The 17,632-nt window shown below is 70.3% G+C and carries 20 protein-coding genes; 11 read left to right on the top strand and 9 right to left on the bottom strand.

Annotated features, from left to right (window positions below; genetic code table 11):
* Positions 1-32 precede the first annotated feature (32 nt).
* Positions 33-1,910 (bottom strand): DUF2075 domain-containing protein, encoded by a 1,878-nt coding sequence (locus tag AB0G28_RS39905; RefSeq protein WP_361102068.1) that lies wholly within the window; start codon positions 1,908-1,910, stop codon positions 33-35.
* A 160-nt stretch (positions 1,911-2,070) separates the two neighbouring features.
* Between AB0G28_RS39905 and AB0G28_RS39900 the strand changes: the two genes are divergently transcribed.
* Positions 2,071-2,637, top strand: coding sequence for an AAA family ATPase (locus AB0G28_RS39900; protein ID WP_361102065.1), 567 nt, complete (start codon positions 2,071-2,073; stop codon positions 2,635-2,637).
* Between the two features lie 24 nt (positions 2,638-2,661).
* Positions 2,662-3,000: a DUF3024 domain-containing protein gene (locus tag AB0G28_RS39895; RefSeq protein WP_361102062.1), complete on the top strand. Its 339-nt coding sequence runs from the start codon at positions 2,662-2,664 to the stop codon at positions 2,998-3,000.
* Here the strand turns inward: AB0G28_RS39895 and AB0G28_RS39890 are convergent.
* Positions 2,997-3,314, bottom strand: a complete 318-nt coding sequence (locus AB0G28_RS39890; protein WP_361102059.1) for a nucleotide pyrophosphohydrolase — start codon at positions 3,312-3,314, stop codon at positions 2,997-2,999. The two genes, AB0G28_RS39895 and AB0G28_RS39890, sit on opposite strands and share 4 nt — an antisense overlap.
* 133 nt (positions 3,315-3,447) lie before the next feature.
* On the opposite strand from AB0G28_RS39890, the gene AB0G28_RS39885 reads away from it, so the two are divergent.
* The 3 genes from AB0G28_RS39885 (at position 3,448) to AB0G28_RS39875 (ending at position 7,484) form a co-directional block, all read left to right on the top strand.
* Positions 3,448-4,368 carry a nitrate- and nitrite sensing domain-containing protein gene (locus AB0G28_RS39885; RefSeq protein WP_361102056.1) on the top strand — a complete coding sequence of 307 codons (921 nt, stop codon included), beginning with the start codon at positions 3,448-3,450 and terminating at the stop codon, positions 4,366-4,368.
* A gap of 88 nt (positions 4,369-4,456) precedes the next feature.
* Positions 4,457-5,785 carry a DUF6880 family protein gene (locus tag AB0G28_RS39880; protein WP_361102053.1) on the top strand — a complete coding sequence of 443 codons (1,329 nt, stop codon included), beginning with the start codon at positions 4,457-4,459 and terminating at the stop codon, positions 5,783-5,785.
* 190 nt (positions 5,786-5,975) lie between these two features.
* Positions 5,976-7,484, top strand: coding sequence for a hypothetical protein (locus tag AB0G28_RS39875; RefSeq protein ID WP_361102050.1), 1,509 nt, complete (start codon positions 5,976-5,978; stop codon positions 7,482-7,484).
* Between the two features lie 3 nt (positions 7,485-7,487).
* Here the strand turns inward: AB0G28_RS39875 and AB0G28_RS39870 are convergent, their stop codons facing one another.
* From AB0G28_RS39870 to AB0G28_RS39860, 3 genes are all read right to left on the bottom strand, one after another.
* Positions 7,488-7,643: a hypothetical protein gene (locus tag AB0G28_RS39870; RefSeq protein ID WP_361102047.1), complete on the bottom strand. Its 156-nt coding sequence runs from the start codon at positions 7,641-7,643 to the stop codon at positions 7,488-7,490.
* Positions 7,644-7,862: 219 nt separating this feature from the next.
* The gene (gene coaA / locus AB0G28_RS39865; RefSeq protein ID WP_361102044.1) at positions 7,863-8,795 is read right to left on the bottom strand and encodes a type I pantothenate kinase; all 933 of its coding nucleotides are present in this window, start codon (positions 8,793-8,795) and stop codon (positions 7,863-7,865) included.
* 114 nt (positions 8,796-8,909) lie between these two features.
* Positions 8,910-9,527: a macro domain-containing protein gene (locus AB0G28_RS39860; protein ID WP_361102041.1), complete on the bottom strand. Its 618-nt coding sequence runs from the start codon at positions 9,525-9,527 to the stop codon at positions 8,910-8,912.
* A gap of 99 nt (positions 9,528-9,626) precedes the next feature.
* On the opposite strand from AB0G28_RS39860, the gene pheA reads away from it, so the two are divergent.
* From pheA to AB0G28_RS39845, 3 genes are all read left to right on the top strand, one after another.
* On the top strand, positions 9,627-10,535 hold the full coding sequence (gene pheA / locus AB0G28_RS39855; protein WP_361102038.1) for a prephenate dehydratase: 909 nt from the start codon (positions 9,627-9,629) through the stop codon (positions 10,533-10,535).
* Positions 10,532-11,149, top strand: a complete 618-nt coding sequence (locus tag AB0G28_RS39850; RefSeq protein ID WP_361102035.1) for a histidine phosphatase family protein — start codon at positions 10,532-10,534, stop codon at positions 11,147-11,149. Before pheA ends, AB0G28_RS39850 begins: the two co-directional genes overlap by 4 nt.
* Positions 11,150-11,271: 122 nt before the next feature.
* A complete protein-coding gene (locus AB0G28_RS39845) occupies positions 11,272-11,913 on the top strand; it encodes a DUF4232 domain-containing protein (RefSeq protein ID WP_361102032.1) in 642 nt (213 codons plus the stop codon).
* On the opposite strand, the gene AB0G28_RS39840 is transcribed toward AB0G28_RS39845, so the two are convergent.
* From AB0G28_RS39840 to AB0G28_RS39825, 4 genes are all read right to left on the bottom strand, one after another.
* Positions 11,910-12,392 carry a hypothetical protein gene (locus tag AB0G28_RS39840; protein WP_361102030.1) on the bottom strand — a complete coding sequence of 161 codons (483 nt, stop codon included), beginning with the start codon at positions 12,390-12,392 and terminating at the stop codon, positions 11,910-11,912. The genes AB0G28_RS39845 and AB0G28_RS39840 overlap by 4 nt on opposite strands.
* Before the next feature lie 39 nt (positions 12,393-12,431).
* Entirely contained in the window at positions 12,432-13,679 is a 1,248-nt protein-coding gene (locus AB0G28_RS39835; RefSeq protein WP_361102151.1) for an MFS transporter, read from the bottom strand.
* Between the two features lie 103 nt (positions 13,680-13,782).
* The gene (locus AB0G28_RS39830; RefSeq protein ID WP_020642760.1) at positions 13,783-14,133 is read right to left on the bottom strand and encodes a metallopeptidase family protein; all 351 of its coding nucleotides are present in this window, start codon (positions 14,131-14,133) and stop codon (positions 13,783-13,785) included.
* Positions 14,133-15,161, bottom strand: coding sequence for a septum formation family protein (locus tag AB0G28_RS39825; RefSeq protein ID WP_361102028.1), 1,029 nt, complete (start codon positions 15,159-15,161; stop codon positions 14,133-14,135). The genes AB0G28_RS39830 and AB0G28_RS39825 overlap by 1 nt, the downstream gene beginning before the upstream one ends.
* 94 nt (positions 15,162-15,255) lie before the next feature.
* Between AB0G28_RS39825 and AB0G28_RS39820 the strand changes: the two genes are divergently transcribed.
* From AB0G28_RS39820 to AB0G28_RS39810, 3 genes are read left to right on the top strand one after another with little or no spacing between them, the layout of a single operon-like run.
* Positions 15,256-15,855, top strand: a complete 600-nt coding sequence (locus AB0G28_RS39820) for a hypothetical protein (protein WP_361102025.1) — start codon at positions 15,256-15,258, stop codon at positions 15,853-15,855.
* Entirely contained in the window at positions 15,856-17,022 is a 1,167-nt protein-coding gene (locus tag AB0G28_RS39815; protein WP_361102022.1) for a glutathionylspermidine synthase family protein, read from the top strand.
* A 37-nt stretch (positions 17,023-17,059) separates the two neighbouring features.
* Positions 17,060-17,512 carry a DUF350 domain-containing protein gene (locus AB0G28_RS39810; protein WP_361102019.1) on the top strand — a complete coding sequence of 151 codons (453 nt, stop codon included), beginning with the start codon at positions 17,060-17,062 and terminating at the stop codon, positions 17,510-17,512.
* The last annotated feature ends 120 nt before the right edge of the window (positions 17,513-17,632 follow it).

Genomic DNA, 17,632 nt, shown 5'->3' with positions numbered 1-17,632 from the left:
CAGTCGTCCGTGGTGGGGTGGTGACGGCGTTTCTAGGCCGTCATCGTTTCGAGGAACTCCTGGGTCTCCGGGTCGGTCGAGTAAACGCAGGTTCCGCGCATGCCACGGGTCAGCAGCACCTTGTACGTGTGAGCGATGAGCGTCTTGAAGTACTGAGGGTTGTCCTTCGCCTTCTTGACCTCGTCGTCGTGTGAGCTTTTCGCGTTGGCCACCCAGTCGTCGCCGCGGCGCACGTAGTCGGGCCCGAAGATGACTCCCGACCAGTCGTATTCGAAGCCCTGAGCCGTGTAGACACAGCCGACCTGGCCGAAGCCGCGAGGATCGGTCGCCCAGAAATGCGACGGCGGGACGCCGGGTACCGCTTTTTCCGGGCGTGCGTTCCACGGACGTTCCCAACCGTCGATGGTGACATCCTTGGCGAGTTCGAGACCATCCCCGGTGCGGACGGGTTCCTTGCTCCAAGGCCAGCAGAAGCCTGCCGAGAGACGTGCGGTGCCGCCGTACTCGTTGCGCTGCCTGAGCAGCCAGTTTTCGAGCGAGTCGGGCGTGGCGGCGGTGGCCACCACGAGGCTCTGGTCCTTCGGCGTCGCGAGTTTGCTCCAGGGCACGGGGCCGAGGCTGCTCAGCCCGAGGAGCCGGGCGACCCATGCGTCGAACCTGGGCGACCCGCCACACCGGAACTGGCTGTCCAGGCGAAGCACTTCACATTCGTAGCCGTTCGCCGTCGCGGCGGCCTCGATTTCACGCCGCGAGCCCATCTCACCAGGGCGGACCGTCTGCCTCTCGTCCAGAAGAAAGACGGGGACCTTCGCCGCATTGATCAGTTCGTCGATCTGCCGGCCTGCTCGCTCACGCACGTGTTTGGGGGTGTATCGCTTCACGCTGGTCTCGCGGATGCGGTGCGCTTCGTCGCAGATGAGCGCGTCGAGTCCCCGTGCCGGTGCGGTCATGTAGTCGTTGAAATACCTGAAGCCGCCCATCTTGCCGCTCGACCGTGAACCGCTGACCTTCCGGAGCGTGTTCGTGAACGAGCGCGAGCCGGTGGCGTGTTCCACCTGGTACCCGCGGCTCGCCAGGTCCTTCTTCAGCTTCAGGGCGATCGCGCTCTTCCCCGAACCCGGGCCGCCGAGGACGACCACTGCCCTGAGCGTTCCGGTGGCACGTGCGTGGTCGACGGCCCGGAGAACCTCTTGGTACGCCACTTCCTGTTCGTCCAGAAGCACGAGGCTCTGGTTGACGGTCTTCGTTTCGACATCGATCAGGAAGCCGGCATTGTGCTGAAGGCCCAGGAACTCGTCTCCGGCTTGCCGGGTCTTCGCCTGGTCGTCGCCCGCCTTGAAGAGGGAACGCAGATGGTACTGCAGGTCAGTACGGCGTTCCGGAGAAAATACGGCGACCAAATCGGAATGGTCGTAACGATCGAGCCAGGTCGCGGTGTCCGTGCTGTGCACATACGCGACGCCGTTCACGCTTCGCGGGTTTTCCGCGAGCTTGGGTGCCGAAGTGAGCAGGTACTCGCAGTACTGCCGGACCTGGGCCGCGGGATGCAGGATCAAGGCGTCCCCGACCCGGATGAGATCGTCGGTCTCCAGTTCCACTGCGCCGGGTGAGGCGAGTTTGACCAGCAGGTAACTGGGTTCTTCGGTGTGCGGGTTGTGGCCGCAGAGCACCAGGTCGACGTGCTTCGGGCTCTTGCCCAGCCGCGGACCGACGATGACGTCGAGCGTGCCCAGATCGGCGGCGACGATCTCCGACAACAGGCTCGGAAGCCCGTTCGTCCACCGCTCGAGTTCCGGTTCGCGGCCACGGGAATCGCCGTCCGTGCCTGAACCTTCCGCCAAGGACCGCTGAAGCCTGCCTGTCCTCGCGTCGGTCAGCAGTTCCCCGGCGGTACGTCGGATGAGCGGCATTTTCCCCCACTTGTGCACGCGTGACCTCATGCGCGGGTGGGGACAGCGACGAAGTCTTCCTTCGGTGTCCGTCGGGCCGCATTCGGCGTCGATATTAGTGGATCGGTGACCGGTTCAGGTGAACGTGTTCCGGATCCGGAATTCCGGTAGCTTCGGTGCGGTGCCACGACTGATCCACCTGAACGGGCCCTCCGGGATCGGGAAGTCGACGATCGCGCGGTGTTATGCCGAACGGCATCCCGGGGTGCTCGACCTCGACACCGATCGGGTCGTCTGCCTGATCGGTGGCTGGCGGGACACCTTCTTCGAAACCTTCAAGGCCGCGCAGCTGCTCACCCTCGCCATGGCCGAGACGCACCTGCGGACCGGGCACGACGTCGTCATGCCGCAGCTCGCCACCCGTGTTGCCGACATCGAGGCCTTCGAGGTCGCCGCCGGGAAGTGTGGGGCCGAGTACCGGGAAATCCTGCTGACCGCTGACAAGCCCGTCGCGCTGGCTCGGTTCGGTGGCCGGGCTGGGAGTGGGGATGCCGTGACCGAAGGCGTCGACGGTGTCATGCGGGAGCTCGGTGGGGCCGCCGTCGTCGGGCGGATCCACGACCAGCTCGCCGCCTACCTGCCGCAGCGGCCGGACTGCCTGGTCGTGCCCACCGATGGGCTCGGGCCCGAGGCGACCTACGAAGCCGTCCTCGCGGCGCTCGGTGGTGACCCCGTGCGGCGCGGGTGAGGCGGACCGGGTTCACTGGGCGGTATGGCGGCAATTCCGGAGCTCGCGCTGCGGCAGATCGAACGGTGGTGCGCGCAGCGCGTCCCAGAACACCTTCAGGACCGGATCCGGGTCGAGTGCCGGACGCGGGGGCGCGCGGTCACCATCGTCGAACGGCGGGCGCCGTGGTCGCCGGAGGCCGGGCCCGAGTGGTCCGAACAGAAGATCGCGCAGCTGCGGCTCGACGAGTTCGGGATCTGGTCGGTGCTGTGGGCCGACCGGAACGGGCGGTGGCTGTCCTACCCCGACGCGCCCGTCGCCAGCACGCCGCCCGCTCTGCTCGCCGAGATCGACCGGAACCCGAACGGCGTCTTCTGGGGCTAGGCCGGCGGTGGGAAGCGGAGCTCGTTGCGGTCGATCTTCGCGTGCGCGGCCGCGGGCAGGTCGACGCCGAGGCGGTCCGCCAGCTGCAGCAGGTACAGCGTGACGTCCGCGATCTCGTCGAGCACCTTCGCCTCCAGCGTCGGGTCATCGCGCCAGGCGTCGGACTCCTCCGGCGTCAGCCACTGGAACAGCGAGGTCAGCTCGCCCACCTCGCCGGACAACGCCATCACGAGGTTCTTCGGGGTGTGGTACGGCTCCCAGGCCCGGGCCGCCGCGAAGCCGCGCAGGCGCTGGGTCACGTCGTCGAAAGTCACTCGCCGATTGTGCCCGGCCGTCACCGTGCGCTAGCGGCCGTATGGCGGATTGTCGTTGACCGGTAAATCTCTCACTCAATAGGTTGAACTTCGTCGGGATGCTTGCGGGGACCAAGGCTGGGAAAGGAACGTCTTGAAGTACCTGCGATCCGTCCGCGGCCGGATGCTGGGCATCGCGTTCATCCCCGGCGGCGCGCTCGTCGTGGTGGCCGCGGTGATCGCCGTTTTCCTGGTCCATCAGGCGGTTCGGACGCGCGACCTCGCATTGGAGACCGCGGACGCCGCCGATCGGACCGCGCGGGCGGTGGTCGCGCTGCAGGCCCAGCGGAGCGCGGCCATGGGCGTGCCCGACCGACAGTCCGCCGCGTACGCGAATTTCACCCAGCGGATCGACACCGCCATCGCCGGCCTGCGTGACTACGCGCGCCGCGCGCCGAACGCCGAGTCCGCCTACCAGCAGACGATCGCCGTCGAGCTGCTTTCCGTCGCCGAAGGCATGGACCGCTCCGATTCCCTCGCCCTCGCCGGGCTGGACGACGTCACGCGGCGGTCCTACACCACCGCCGTCGCCGCCTACCGGGCCGAACTCGCCCGGGTGGCGCCGCAGCTCACCGAGAGTGGCCGGACGGCGTACGAGTCGCTGACGCGCAGCGCCGACTGGAGCAGGCTGGCCGCCGCCGAGGATGCGATCATCGCCGCCGAACCGCTGCCGATCGCCGAGTCCACGTGGCGCAGTGCCGCTTACACCGTTTCGGGCGAGCTGGGCCGGTTGTATGCGCAGCAGAGCCAGTACGCGGTTCAGCTGACGCTCGACGACGGACGCCGCACCCTCGGCGGCGCCCTCGCCGCGGGCGCGGCGCTCCTGCTGACCGCCCTGCTGCTCCTGGTGGTGGTGCGGCGGCTGGTGGCCCGCGTGCCGGTGCCGGTCGTCCCGATCATGGTGCCGACCGTCCGCGCGGCCATCCCCCGTCCTCGCCACGCACGGTCACGACGGCCGCATCTGCCGGACCCGTGGCCGCTGAAAGCCGTGCTCGACGACTTGCGGCGTCGATGAGGTGCTCACGAAGCGTCACTGATTACTCCGAAAAGAGCACGCGGTTGGCCCACACGCGTGCTGGACGGCCTCGGGCAGACTGGTGCGCGTGAGTCCCCACTCGGATCTTCGCCCCTACCTGCGCACCTTGGGCGCGGAGACGCTGGCGGACCTGCTGCACGCCCAAGCCGAACGTGACCCTGAGTTGCGGCATTCGCTCGAACTGCGCGCTGCCACCCAATCCGGTGACGTCAGCGAGGCGCACCGGCTGCTGGACACCGCGGTCACCGACGGGAACGTCGAGTACACCGCGAAGATCGGCGCGGTTCTCGACACGCTGCAGCGGATGCTCGACGCCGGCAGCCGCGCCGACCTGGCGCCGCTGGCCCGGCGCACGGTCGACGACATCAGCGAGGTGCTCGAGCAGTCCGGCGACCACGCCGGCGACCTCGGTGACCGGCTGGACCGCGCGGTGGAGCTGTACGCCCGCGCGTGCGCCGCCCGGCCGCCGGACCCGGAGAAGCTGGCCGACTGGATCCTCGAGGTCGAGTTCGACGGCCCCGGCCGTCCGGTCATCGACCTCGCCGAGTTCGCGACGGCGCTGGGCGAGCCCGGGCTCAAGCGGATCAAGTCCACTGTGGACGACGTGCTGGCGGCGAGCGGCCCCGGGCACCGCCGTGACGTGGCCGAACGGCTGCGGGAGCAGCTGGCCGAGGTGCTCGGTGACGTCGACGAGCTGGTGGCGATCCTCTCGGCCAAGCCGCCGCGGGTGGACGTCAGCCTCAAGATCGTCCGGGTGCTGCGGGCCGCGGGACGGCACAGCGAGGCCATCGCGCACGCCGCTCGCGCGCTGACCCACGACAAGCAGCCGCTGCCACCCGAGCAACCCGAGGACGAGACGTCTCGTCGTCGCAAGGACTTCGACGCCAAGCCGGGCCGCGAGACGTACGCCGCGCTGCGCGAAGCCGCGCAAGCCGCGGGGAAGTGGACTGTGCAGCGCCGCGACGCGCTGGCGTGCCTGCGTGAACGCGCCGCCGAGGGCGTCGAGCAGGCTGACGAGCTGGTGCGCGTCCTGCTCGACGACGGCCGTCCCGACGAAGCCTGGCGGGCCTGTGTCCGGTTCGGGGCCGCGCCGGAGCTCAAGCTCGAACTGGCCGAGCAGCGCGCCGCGGAGCACCCGGCCGAGACGATCCCCGTCTTCCGGGAGCACGTCGAGGAGCTCATCGAGCGCAAGGACCCGCAGGCGTACCAGGAAGCCGCCCGCCGGCTGAAGCTGTTGCGCACCTTGCACAAACGTGCCGAAACGCCCGACGAATTCACCGCCTACCTCGCCGCGCTGGTGGAAACCCACCGCCGGAAAACCCGCCTGATCACGGAAATCCGGACCGCCCGCATTGCCATGCCGAAGGCCGTAACTTCCCCGCGCACCCCTCGTTGACCGGGGTGGACCGGTGTTACACGTGCACCGGGACACCGTGAGCCAGGCAGGGTGGTGATGCCGCTCTGGCCAGCGACGTCGCGGTGGCCCAGTTCCGTCGTCCCGGCTCGGCGCCTCCCCGTCGAGCCTCGGCGGGACCCGCGCCAGGGCCACCGCGACCGGCTCGCGGCGGGGTGAAAGCATTGATGCCATGAGCCCGGTGAGTCGCGCCCGCAAGAGGCAGCCGCAGCCCGTCACCCACAGCGTGACCGGCTTGTTCAAGGACGTCCTGAACGACTTCTCGGCGCTGGGCGCCGACCCCGCGCCGGTCGACGTCGAACTGCTCGCCTCCGAGGTGCTCGGCCAGTTCCGCGACCTGCCCGTCGAGGACGGCGACGAGCCGCTGGGCCTCGAACTCATCGCCTTCGCGCAGCGCAAGATCACCCCCGGCGCCGCCGCGCTGCTGGCCGCGCTGAAGGTCGTCGCCGAGACCGACGTCGAACGCAAGGCCGCCGACGCCGGGCTGCAGGTCGTCCTCGGCCGCGGCATCCCCGAGCCGTCCTGGGCGGACGAGCTGGGCCGGGTCACCGCCGGCGAGTGCCTGCGGACCGGTGACGTCTACGGCGACGAGTCGTCGCTGCTCTGCGTCTTCACCCACGGCGGCCAGGCGTACGGCCTGCTCGCGCTGCTCGACTTCACCGAGGGCGGCCGGGTGCGGGACCTCGTCGTGATCGACCAGCCCGCGGACGTCCTCGCCGAGATGCGCGAGCAGGCCGACGCGGACCCGGAGCTGGTCGTCTTCGAGGCGGTCGACCCCGCCGAGGCCCACCGCCTGATCGCCGACGGCCTCGCCGCCACCGACCACCTCGACGAAGCCGACGTCAGCGAGGACTACGCACGCTTCCACGCCGTCGCCCTCATCTGGTGCCGCGCGCTGCCGGAGCCCGCGCTCGTGCCCGAGGTGGCCGAGTGGTCCGAGACCGAGCGGGCCGCCGTCGTCGAGCAGTTCGTCGCGGCGAGCGGTGAAGACGCCGATGCCGCCCGCGCGATCGGTGCCCTGTTGCTGGAGCACGGCGTGCGCACCGACCCGGCGAACCCGCTGCGCGTCGGCCCGGAGAAGGTCGCGCGGTTCCTCGAGGGCCTGCTCGGCGGGGAGTACGAGCTCGACGCCGACCACGAAGACGCCGTCGAGCCGGTCGTGCTGGCCTGGGTGCAGTGGACGGCGGAGCGGGCCGGGCTGTCCGAGACCGCGGTCGCCGCGCTCGACGAGGCCGTCGCCGACTACCTGAGCGAGTACACCGACGAGGACGACTCGCCGCTGGAGCGCTACTTCGGCGACACCGGCGACCTGTCGCCGACCGAACTGGCCGACGCGCTGGAACGCCGGATGTTCGCCGTGCCGTCGGTGACCACGGAAATCGACGAGGAAGAGGTCGACCTCGACCCGACCGACCCCGAGCAGCGCCGGGCGCTGGTCATCGCCGAGGCCGACGAGGACGAGGACGAGCAGCGGCTGATCCTGCGCGCGACGATCGTCGACCAGCTGTGGGACAACGAGCCCGCCGAGGTCTGGCAGGCCGCCGAGCGCCTGCGGGAAGGCGAGCTGGACCGCGACGAGATTTTCGAGCAGCTCATCGACTCGCTGGAAAACAGCCTGCTGGACGCGGAAAACCTGGAATACGACGCCGACGCCTACCTCGAGGCGCTGGCCGAACTCTGATCGCTAAGGGAGGGGGCCCGCTGGTTCGGCGGGCTTCCCCTTGCGGCGGCGCTCCTGCAGGCGGTCGTCGAAGTCCACGACGAACGTTCCGGCGGCCATCGCGATCAGCAAGGCCAGACCCAGCACCGCACCGACCCACGTGAGGATCATCGAGAACATCGTGGGCCTCCTCCCCAGCTCAGAGCCGTTTTCCTGACTCCTTCAGGGTCGCTTTCACACCCCTGCGCCGGTATCGGCCAACCGGTTACGCCTGAACGCCGCGCCTCGGCCGAACGGCCGGAATCCGGCGCGCAGAGTCGCGAGTCCACACCGGATCGTGGTCGCGCACTCGCTCAGCGTGGGAAAGCGCGGCATGTGGGTGACAAGCCGCGTGACGGGTCAGAGCTTGCGCAGGCGGACCCGGTTGATGGCGTGGTCGCAGTCCTTGCGGAGCACGAGCGTCGCCCGCGGCCGGGTCGGCTTGATGTTCTCCATCAGGTTCGGCTCGTTGATCGAGCGCCACAGGTGCCGTGCCTCGGCGCGGGCCTCGTCGTCGGGCAGGCCGGCGAAGTGGTGGAAGTGCGACGCCGGGTCCGCGAACGCCGTGTGCCGCAGCTCCAGGAACCGCTCGATGTACCAGCGCTGGATGTCGTCGGTGTGCGCGTCGACGTAGATCGAGAAGTCGAACAGGTCGGACACCATCAGGCGCGGGCCCGGCTGCAGCACGTTCAGGCCCTCGAGGATGAGGATGTCCGGCTGCTGCACCACCTGCTCCTGCCCCGGCAGGATGTCGTAGGCCAGGTGCGAGTACACCGGCGCGGTGACCCGCTCGGCCCCCGACTTCACCTCGGTGACGAACCGCAGCAGCGCGCGCCGGTCGTAGCTCTCGGGGAAGCCCTTCCGGTGCATGATCCCGCGCCGCATCAGCTCCGCGCGCGGGTACAGGAAGCCGTCGGTGGTGACCAGGTCGACGCGGGGGTGATCCGGCCAGCGAGCGAGCAGCGTGCGCAGGATGCGGGCGGTGGTCGACTTGCCGACCGCGACGCTCCCGGCGATGCCGATCACGAACGGGACCTTCGTGCCGCGGGAGTCGTCACCGAGGAACGTCGTCGTCGCTTCGTAGAGCCGCTGGCGCGCGGCGACCTGCAGGTTGATCAGGCGGGAGAGCGGCAGGTAGACGTCGGCGACCTCGGCCAGGTCGACCTGTTCGCCGAGACCGCGCAGCCGCAGCAGCTCGGCCGCGGTCAGCGGCAAGGGCGTCGAACTTCGCAGTTCTTTCCATTGTTCCCGGTGCAGCTCGACATAGGGGCTGAGTTCGCGGACCCGGGTCATCGCACACTCCTCCGGCCGTCGCCTGCACTGGCGGACGTTCACCTGCGTGATTAACGGTAGGGCTTACGGCCGGTGAACGCGCTGTGATGTAGTCCACCCCGAAACCTCGGGAAATTACCGGGAGTGACGAAAAACCTCGTCCCACGCCGCCGCGACCTGGCGCGCGCACGTCGCCGGTTCGACGCCGCCGACGCCGGTGCCGAGGCCCGGCATCGCGATCGTGTCGACGAACTCGCGCACCGGTCCCTGGTCGAGCTTGCCGTCGCGCCACTGCAGGAAGACGGCGCGGGCGGCGAGGTAGGGATGCACGGTGTCGGCGGGCAGTACCTCGCCGGGCTCGCGCATGGTCGGCGCGCTGATCAGCCACGCCGGTTCGGCTTCGCCGGTCGGGACCAGCACGGCCTCGCCGATCGGCAGCTCACCGCCGTGAAAGGCCAGGACCGCGCTGCGGACGCTCTGCTCGATGCCCGGGAAGGCCCGCGCGTAGACGGCGTCGATGCCGCCGCGCATCCAGCCGTAGGAGTTGGCCGGGCTGACCACGGCCTGGGCGGTGACGTCGAGGACCGACCCGCGGTGCACGCGGACCCGGCCGGCCAGCGACTCCGCGGCGGTCGTCCAGGCGGCGGCGAGTGGTTCATCGACGGCGCACAGCACCAGCTCCGGGGTGCGCGGGGAGAGCCTGGACGTCCCGGCGCCCTCACGACCGGCGTGTGTGCCCGAATCGGCGGTCACGCACCCCAGCATCGCAAAAAACGCCACCCGGCGTAACCGGTTCGAGTACCGGCTGTCCGAGTGAAAGTCGCCACGGTCCGGCCCCGTAGCCTGAGTGCTGTGTCACGGATCGCATACTTCGGCCCCCGAGGGACCTTCACCGAACAGGCCGCGCGGATCCTCGCTCCCGGCCAAGAACTGCTTCCGGTCGAGACCGTCCGGCTGGCGATGACCGCCGTCCGCAAGGGCGAGGCGGACGCGGCGTGCGTCCCCATCGAGAACTCGGTCGAGGGCGTGGTGCCCGCGACGCTCGACGGGCTCAGCGAGTCGACGCCGCTGGTCGCCGTGGCCGAAGCGATCCTGCCGGTCCACTTCAGCGTGCTGACCCGGCGCGGCGGCGGGGAGATCCGGACCGTCGCCAGCCACCCGCACGCACTCGCCCAGGTCCGCGACTGGCTCGAGGCGAACCTGCCGGACGCGCACCCGGTGGCGTCGTCGTCGACGTCGGCCGCCGCGGTCGGCGTGCTCGACGGCGACTTCGACGCGGCGGTCTGCGCGCCGGTCGCGGTCGAGCACTACGACCTGGAAGTCCTGGCCACCGAGGTCGCGGACGTCTCCGACGCGGCGACGCGGTTCCTGCTGGTCCGCCGGCCGGGCGAGCTGCCGGCCGCCACCGGTGCCGACCGGACGTCCGTGGTCGCCGCGGCCGCGAACCGCACCGGCACGCTCGCCGAGCTGCTCACCGAGCTGGCCACCCGCGGGATCAACCTGACCCGGCTCGACGCCCGGCCGACGCGGAACAACTTCGGCGAGTACCGCTTCTTCATCGACTTCGAAGGCCACGTGGCCGAGCCGCGGGTCCTCGACGCGCTGACGGCGTTGCGCCGGCACTGCCGCAACCTGCGGTTCCTCGGTTCGCACCCGCGGGCCGACGGGACGCAGACCACGATCGAGCCCGGCTTCGGCAACGACGACTTCGCCGAGGCGGCCGAGTGGGCCGACGCGGTCCGCAAGGGGGACCTGGCGTGAGGCTGCTGCTCATCCGCCACGGTCAGACCGACGGGAACGTCCGTGGCGCGCTCGACACCGCCTTGCCCGGCCCGCCGCTGACCGACCTCGGCCGGCGGCAGGCCGACGCCCTCGCAGCACGGCTGGCGGAGGAGCCGCTGGTCGCGGTCTACGCGTCGCAGGCGACGCGCGCCCAGCAGACCGCGGCGCCGCTGGCGGCGCGGTTCTCGCTGGACGTGCAGATCGTCGACGGGGTGCACGAGGTCGTCGCGGGTGACCTGGAGGGGGCGACCGACCACGCGTCGATCCGGACGTACATGGACACGGTCCGGCGCTGGACGCTCGGCGAGCTGGCGGTGTCGCTGCCCGGCGGCGAGAGCGGCACGAGCGTGCGCACCCGGATGCTGGACGCGGTCGGCCGGCTGCGCGCCAAGCACGAGCAGGCCGACCCGGACGGGGTGATCGCCCTGGTCAGCCATGGTGGCGCGATCCGGCTGAGCGGCGAGTGGCTGGCTCCGAACGTCCACGCGGACGTCGCCAACGCGGCGCTGATCCCGAACACCGGGCTCGTGGAGCTGGCCGCCCGGCCGGACGGCCAGTGGCGCTGCCTGACCTGGGTCGACACTCCGCTCTGAAGATCACGAACGTGTGATCCTGTCACGTTTAGAACACGTTCGGTGGGGAATTTACGAAGCTGGCGAACCTGCCCGCCAACGGCACGTCTACCCAGTAGCACCGCACCAGGGAGGCGATTGAGATGGTTCGGACGAAGCTTTCACGGTTGTTCCCGGTCGTCGCGGCTTCGGCGGGCGTTTTCGCGCTCTCCGCCTGCGGCAGTGGGGGCACCACACCCGCGGCGGACAGCTCGGCGGCACCGTCTTCGTCGTCGCCGGCCACCACCACGGTCACCACCGCCACGTCGAGCACGGCGAGCGCGCCGCCGGTCGCCCCGCCGGTCGTGCAGCCCGCCGACAACGGGCTCTGCAAGGCCGGGGACGTCCAGCTTTCGCTCGGCCAGGGTGACGCCGGGGCCGGATCGGTTTACCGGCCGTTGCTGATCAAGAACGTCAGTGCCGAGCCCTGCACGATCCAGGGATTCCCCGGGGTGTCCTATGTGGCCGGTGCGGACGGCCACCAGGTCGGCAAGGACGCCTTCCGCGAAGGCACCAAGGGCAACGCCGTCAAGCTGAGCCCCGGCCAGACCGCGGCCGCCGACATCCAGTTCGTCAACGTGCAGAATTTCGACCCGAACACCTGCCAGCCGACGCCGGTGAAGGGCCTGCGGATCTACCTGCCGCAGGAGACCGCGTCGAACTTCGTGCCCTCCGACGGCACGGGCTGCGCGAGCACGAAGATCCCGGGCAACCAGCTCGCGGTGAAGACGGTCCACCCCGCCTAGATCCTGGCGCAGATCTCCTTGGCTTGGACGAGGTGGCGCTGGCCGGAGATGTCGGCGAAGTGGAGGCTGAACACCATCCGGCTGACGCCGTCGATGTGGTCGGCCAGCTCCTGGTAGTTCGGGTTGACCTGGGCGGCGGCCGCGGACAGCTCGCGCGCCGCCGTCATCCGGTGCAGGCGCTCCGACGTCAGGCTGGGTGTCAGCGATGGATGGGCGTCACGGCTCGTGTCGGGCAGCTCGCCGACGCGGTCGAGTGCCTGGCACGCCGCGACGGCGTCTTCGAGCGCTCCGGCGTGCACCCCGGACAGCGCCCAGAGCAGGCCGAGCACGCCGCTGCCCAGCACGAACCCGGCGACCGTGGCCAGCACCAGCATCCGGCGCGACGGCGGCGGGGCCGTGGTCACGGCCTCGCCGGACTCGGCCGGAGACTCGTCGAAGTCGGAACCGGCACCGGTGCCGGTGTCCGCGGTGCTGCGCATAGCCGCCTCCTCACCACCTGGGTGAGGAGCTATTTCAGCTCACAATCCGGGATCGTGGTGCGTCAGCGCCGCGGCTGAGTCCGATTTGTCACCGAGCGGGAACCGCCGCAGCGCGCCGAACGCGAACCCGGCGATCGCCAGCATCGCCACCCCCGACACCGCGAACGTCCGCGCCGCCGTGCCGAGCGCCTCGGTCAGCACCCCGCCGAGCAGGGCACCCACCGGAATCGCGCCCCAGACCACCGTCCGCCACACCCCGAGCACCCGGCCGAGCAGGTCGCCGGGCACCAGCGTGTGCCGGGCGGTCGCGAGCACGACGTTCACCGCGACGACCGCGGCTGCGAACAGGCCGAACAGCGCGGCACCCGCGATCGGCGAGCGCACCAGGCCCATCCCGCCGAACCCGATGCCGCAGCAGACGATCCCGCCGACGACCACCGCGCGCCGGCCGGTCGCGCGCACCAGCCGCGGTGCGATGCCCGCGCCGGCCAGCCCGCCGATCCCGCCGACGAACGCGAACAGGCCGAACGTCGCGTCGGACAGGTGGAGGTCCTGCAGCGCGTACAGCACCAGCTGCGCCTGCGCGAGCTCGCTGACCAGGCTGAGCAGGCCGGCGACGACGACCAGCCGGCGCAGCAGCGGGTGCCCGCGCAGCCAGCGCAGGCCGTCCGCCAGCTCGGTGCGGAGTTTCGCCGGGCGGACAGCGCTTTCCCCCTTGCCGCGGTAGGTGCCGGCCAGCCCGAGCAGCACCGCGGCCGCGATCGCGAAGCCGGCGGAGTTGAGGATGAACGGGAAGGCCGCGAAGAGCGCGAACGTCAGGCTGCCGACCGGGCCGCCGAGGAACGTCTGGCCGACGATTTCGCAGGCCTGCAGCTTGCTGTTGGCCGCGTCGAGCGAGCCGTCGCCGACGACGGCCGGGACGAGCGCGTTCGCCGCGCTGTCCGCGATCGTCTCGGCCGTCCCGATGATCAACGCGGTGAGGTAGACCAGCCAGATCGTCATGCCGCAGGCGGCGACCAGGACGGCCAGCGCGCCGACAGCGACGGCGCGGGCGGTGTTCGCGACGATCATCGCCCGCCGCCGGTCGATCCGGTCGACCAGCGCGCCGGCGATCGCGGCGAACAGCAGCCAGGGCAGGAACTGGGTGGCGGACAGCCCGGCGATGAGCACCGGGTCGCGGGTCAGCGTCGTGGCCAGCAGGGGCAGGGCCACCTTGCCGATGCCGTCCCCCAGGTGGGACGCCGCGCTCGACGTCAGCAGCCAGGTGAGTCTTCGGCCGTTGTCCACCGGGGCCCCCACGCTTATCGCAGTCACCCAATGACTTCACGTGACAGGATAAGGGGGGCGCGTTGCCCGTCGTGGTCACGTTGTGACTACTAGTGCGAAAGTTTCAGCCCCAGCCGAGCTCGTGGAGCCGGGCGTCGTCGATGCCGAAGTGGTGGCCCAGCTCGTGCACGACGGTGATGAGGACCTCCTCGACGACTTCGTCCTCGTCCTCGCACATGGCCAGGATCGGCTGCCGGTAGATCGAAATCCGGTCCGGCAGCACCCCGCCGTACGACGACGTCCGCTCGGTCAGCGCGATCCCGTGGTAGAGGCCGAGGATGTCCGGGGCCTCGTCGTTGAACTCCTCGACGAGCACGACGACGTTGTCCATCGCGCGCGCGAACTCGGGCGGCACCTCGTCCAGGGCTTCCGAGACCAGTTCCTCGAACCGCTCCCGGCTCATCTCGACGGGCATCAGCCGTTCTTCTTCGTCGACGGCGGAGTGGCGCCCGTCGAGGCCGGGCCGCCGCCCCCGTCCGAAGGCGGGCCGCCGTCCTGAGGCTGGCCGCCGTCGGGCCCGGCCGGCGCGGCCTTGAGGCTGCCGGTCACCGCCTGCAGGCCGCTCTTGTCGGGCAGCGCCGCCGCCACCTTGCAGTTGACCTTGGTCGAGCCGACGTCCCAGCTTTCCTGCTCGCGCAGGTCCCAGGTGAGGATCAGGTTTTTCGCGCCGAGGTCGGCGCCGCCGGTGTAGTCCGCGGCCGCCTTGTTGCACTCGGTGTCGAGCCAGGCCTTCTGGTCGTCCTGCGACGGGTAGCCCTCTTTGAACTTCGACTTGAGGTCGAGGGTCGCGATGATCTCGTAGGAGTGCGGTTGCGCGCAGTCGATCGGGTCGCCGACGCCCTTGCCGAGCAGCGCCAGGCAGGTGCCGGGCTCGAAGACGAGCGACTGGTCCTGGTCCTTGGCCGGCCCGGTCGTCGGCAGCAGCTTGCCGCCGGGACCCGCCCACTGCAGGCCGCAGCGCAGCTGGCGGTCGCCGTCCTCCCACTGCGACGGCGTCGGGCGGAGCAGGTTCGTCGTGAGCTTCCCGTACGGGTCCAGCCGGTGCCCGAGGTACGGCTTCACGTCCGCGGTGCACTTCTGCTGCGCGATCTTCTGCCACTGGTCCAGTGACGGCACGGGCGCGCCCTCGGGGAACTGGGCGCCGATGTCGACCAGCGCGGTCACCTCGAACAGGTGCGGCTGGGTGCAGGCGACCTTGTGCGCGTCGCTCGCGTCCGGGTTGTCCCAGGTCAGGCAGCTGCCGGGGGGTGAGTGGAACGCCTCTTGGGCGGCGGCGGACAGCTTCCCGGCGCCACCACCGGCCCCGCCGGTGATGCCGTCGCTCCAGGAGAACACGACGCTGAGCGCGAGCGCGATGAGCGCGCCCGCGAAGATCCCGCCCATCACGACGCGGGTGCGCAGCGTCTGCGTGGCGGCTGGGAACCGATCGGCGCTGGGAGACATCGCAGTCCATGATGCCCGCGCCGCGCATGACGTGCGCGGTCCGGGTGGTTAGGGTGGTCACGGTTTCGCGGTGGCCGGTGATTACGGAGCGCACATGACGCAGGACAGCAACACTGGGGACCAGCCGCCCCCCGAGCCGCCGAAGCGCGGTTCGATGAGGTTCCAGGACTCGAACACACAGCCGAAACAGCCGTCGCTCGCCGAGCAGCGCGCGCGTCAGCAGGCGCTCGCCCAGGAGGAGCGCGACGAGGAGCTGGCCCGCCAGGCCGACGCCAAGGCGGCCACGCGGCGCAAGGTCCTCATCGGCAGCGGCGTCACGGTCGGCCTCGTCGGCCTGGTCGCGACGTTCTACACAGTCGCGAAGCCGACCGAGGTCACGGCCGTCTGCACCGACGCCGGCGGTGTCGTCCAGAACGACGACAACTGCGACGAGCACTACGTGACCACCCACGGCGGCCACGTCAGCGGCGGCTTCCTGTTCCTCCCGATCCCGGGCGGCGGGTTCAACAGCTATCGCTACAACTACGGCGGCACCGGCACGATCGGGCAGCACGTCTCGGGCGGCTCCTACGACCCGCCGTCGTCGCGCGCCAACGTCACGACGAAGACCGGCAAGTCCGTCCAGCGTGGCGGGTTCGGCATCAGCGGCAAGAGCGGCAGCACGGGCGGCAGCGGCAAGAGCGGGGGATCGTAGGTGTACCGGGACCGGCGTGAGCCGCGGCGCGACTGGCAGCGGATCGTCGAAGAGCAGGGACTCGTCTACGGCACGCCGGCCCGCGACAGCAGCGGCCGGACGCGGCCGTACTGGGACGAGTCGGTGCACTACGTCTTCGACATGGACGAGGTCCTCTCGCTCGAGGCCGACGTCGAACTGCTGCACTCGATGTGCCTCGAAGCCGTCGACAACGTCGTGACGACCGAGGGCTACCAGCGCTTCGGCATCCCCGAGTGGGTCTGGCCGCACATCGCCGAGTCGTGGAAGCGGCAGGACCCGCACGTCTACGGCCGGTTCGACCTGCGCTACGACGGCAAGTCGCCGGCGAAGCTGCTGGAGTACAACGCGGACACGCCGACCACGCTGCTGGAGGCGTCGCTGCTGCAGTGGCACTGGAAGACCGACGTCTTCCCGGACGACGACCAGTGGAACTCGATCCACGAAAAGCTCGTCGAGCGGTGGTCTTTCCTCCAGGGCAAGCTGCCCTCGAACGAGCTGCACTTCACGTGGTCGGCGGCCGACCCGTCCGGCGAGGACAACGTCACCACGGCGTACCTGCAGGAGACCGCGGCCGAGGCCGGGCTCGACACGGTCGGGCTGGCGATCGAGGAGATCGGCTGGGACCCGGTGCTCAAGCGGTTCGTCGACCTCGAGGAATCGCAGATGGCGACCGTGCTGAAGCTGTACCCGTGGGAGTGGGTGGTCGACGAGGAGTTCGGCCGCCACGCCGTCGAGTCGCTGCCGCGGACGCTGTGGATCGAGCCGTTGTGGAAGATGATCCTCTCCAACAAGACGCTGCTGGCGATCCTGTGGGAGAACTACCCGGGCCACCCGAACCTGCTGCCGGCGTTCGCCGACGACCCCGGCATCCTCACCGAGTACGTCCGCAAGCCGAAGCTGGGCCGCGAGGGCGCGAACGTCCAGATCGTCGCGACCGGCTACGAGACCCAGACCGACGGTGTCTACGGCGCCGAAGGGTTCGTCTACCAGGCGTTCGACCCGCTGCCCGAGTTCGACGGCTACCGGCCGGCGCTGGGGGCGTGGATCGTCGGCGACAGCTCGGCCGGCCTCGGCATCCGCGAGACCGGCGGCCTGGTCACCGACGACGGTGCGGCATTCGTCCCACACCGCATCCCCGAGCCGTGATAGAACACCCCATCGCTGACTTCTTGGGAGAAAACTCGTGACCTCGACGCTTGCGCTGTCCGACACGTTCGGCTCCGACCTCGTGCGGGGGATCGGCGCGATCCTGCTGTACGGCGTCGTCGGGCTGCTGCTGATGTTCGCCGGGTTCTACGCGATCGACTGGACCACGCCCGGCAAGCTGTCGAAGCTCGTGACGCAGGGCCTGCCGAACGCGGTGATCGTGACCGCGTCCGGGATGCTCTCGATGGCGTTCATCGTCGTCGTGGCGATCTTCAACTCGGCGAGCGACCTGACCGAGGGCCTGATCACGTCGCTGGTCTACGGCCTCCTCGGGATCGCCGTCCAGGTGATCGCGGTGCGGCTGCTGGAGTGGGCGACCCGCATCGACGTGGCGTCGACCATCGAGAGCGAGAAGTTCGCCCCGGTGAGCATCGTCGTCGCGGCCGCGCACATCGGCCTGGGTCTCGTGGTGGCGGTCGGCATTTCCTGAGCGTGGCCGCGCTGGTCCGTTCGCACTAGTGCCTCATCAAGGAACGTTGACGCGGTAACCGTGTCGCGTGGACATCCGGGCTGGTGATCGCGAGGCTGGCCGGTGGAGGTGAGTCATGGC

The sequence above is a fragment of the Amycolatopsis sp. NPDC021455 genome (genome assembly GCF_040640995.1).
GTDB lineage: Bacteria > Actinomycetota > Actinomycetes > Mycobacteriales > Pseudonocardiaceae > Amycolatopsis.
The sequence above is the reverse complement of the archived record's forward strand: the minus strand, read 5'-3'. Positions and strand labels throughout refer to the sequence as shown.

What these genes read in the sequence shown, in the direction of transcription:
- AB0G28_RS39905 (WP_361102068.1), bottom strand. Translation starts at nt 1,910, where the DNA reads ATGCCGCTCATCCGACGTACCGCCGGGGAACTGCTGACCGACGCGAGG.
- AB0G28_RS39895 (WP_361102062.1), top strand. Translation starts at nt 2,662, where the DNA reads ATGGCGGCAATTCCGGAGCTCGCGCTGCGGCAGATCGAACGGTGGTGC.
- AB0G28_RS39875 (WP_361102050.1), top strand. Translation starts at nt 5,976, where the DNA reads ATGAGCCCGGTGAGTCGCGCCCGCAAGAGGCAGCCGCAGCCCGTCACC.
- AB0G28_RS39870 (WP_361102047.1), bottom strand. Translation starts at nt 7,643, where the DNA reads ATGTTCTCGATGATCCTCACGTGGGTCGGTGCGGTGCTGGGTCTGGCC.
- coaA (WP_361102044.1), bottom strand. Translation starts at nt 8,795, where the DNA reads ATGACCCGGGTCCGCGAACTCAGCCCCTATGTCGAGCTGCACCGGGAA.
- AB0G28_RS39845 (WP_361102032.1), top strand. Translation starts at nt 11,272, where the DNA reads ATGGTTCGGACGAAGCTTTCACGGTTGTTCCCGGTCGTCGCGGCTTCG.
- AB0G28_RS39840 (WP_361102030.1), bottom strand. Translation starts at nt 12,392, where the DNA reads ATGCGCAGCACCGCGGACACCGGCACCGGTGCCGGTTCCGACTTCGAC.
- AB0G28_RS39830 (WP_020642760.1), bottom strand. Translation starts at nt 14,133, where the DNA reads ATGCCCGTCGAGATGAGCCGGGAGCGGTTCGAGGAACTGGTCTCGGAA.
- AB0G28_RS39825 (WP_361102028.1), bottom strand. Translation starts at nt 15,161, where the DNA reads ATGTCTCCCAGCGCCGATCGGTTCCCAGCCGCCACGCAGACGCTGCGC.
- AB0G28_RS39820 (WP_361102025.1), top strand. Translation starts at nt 15,256, where the DNA reads ATGACGCAGGACAGCAACACTGGGGACCAGCCGCCCCCCGAGCCGCCG.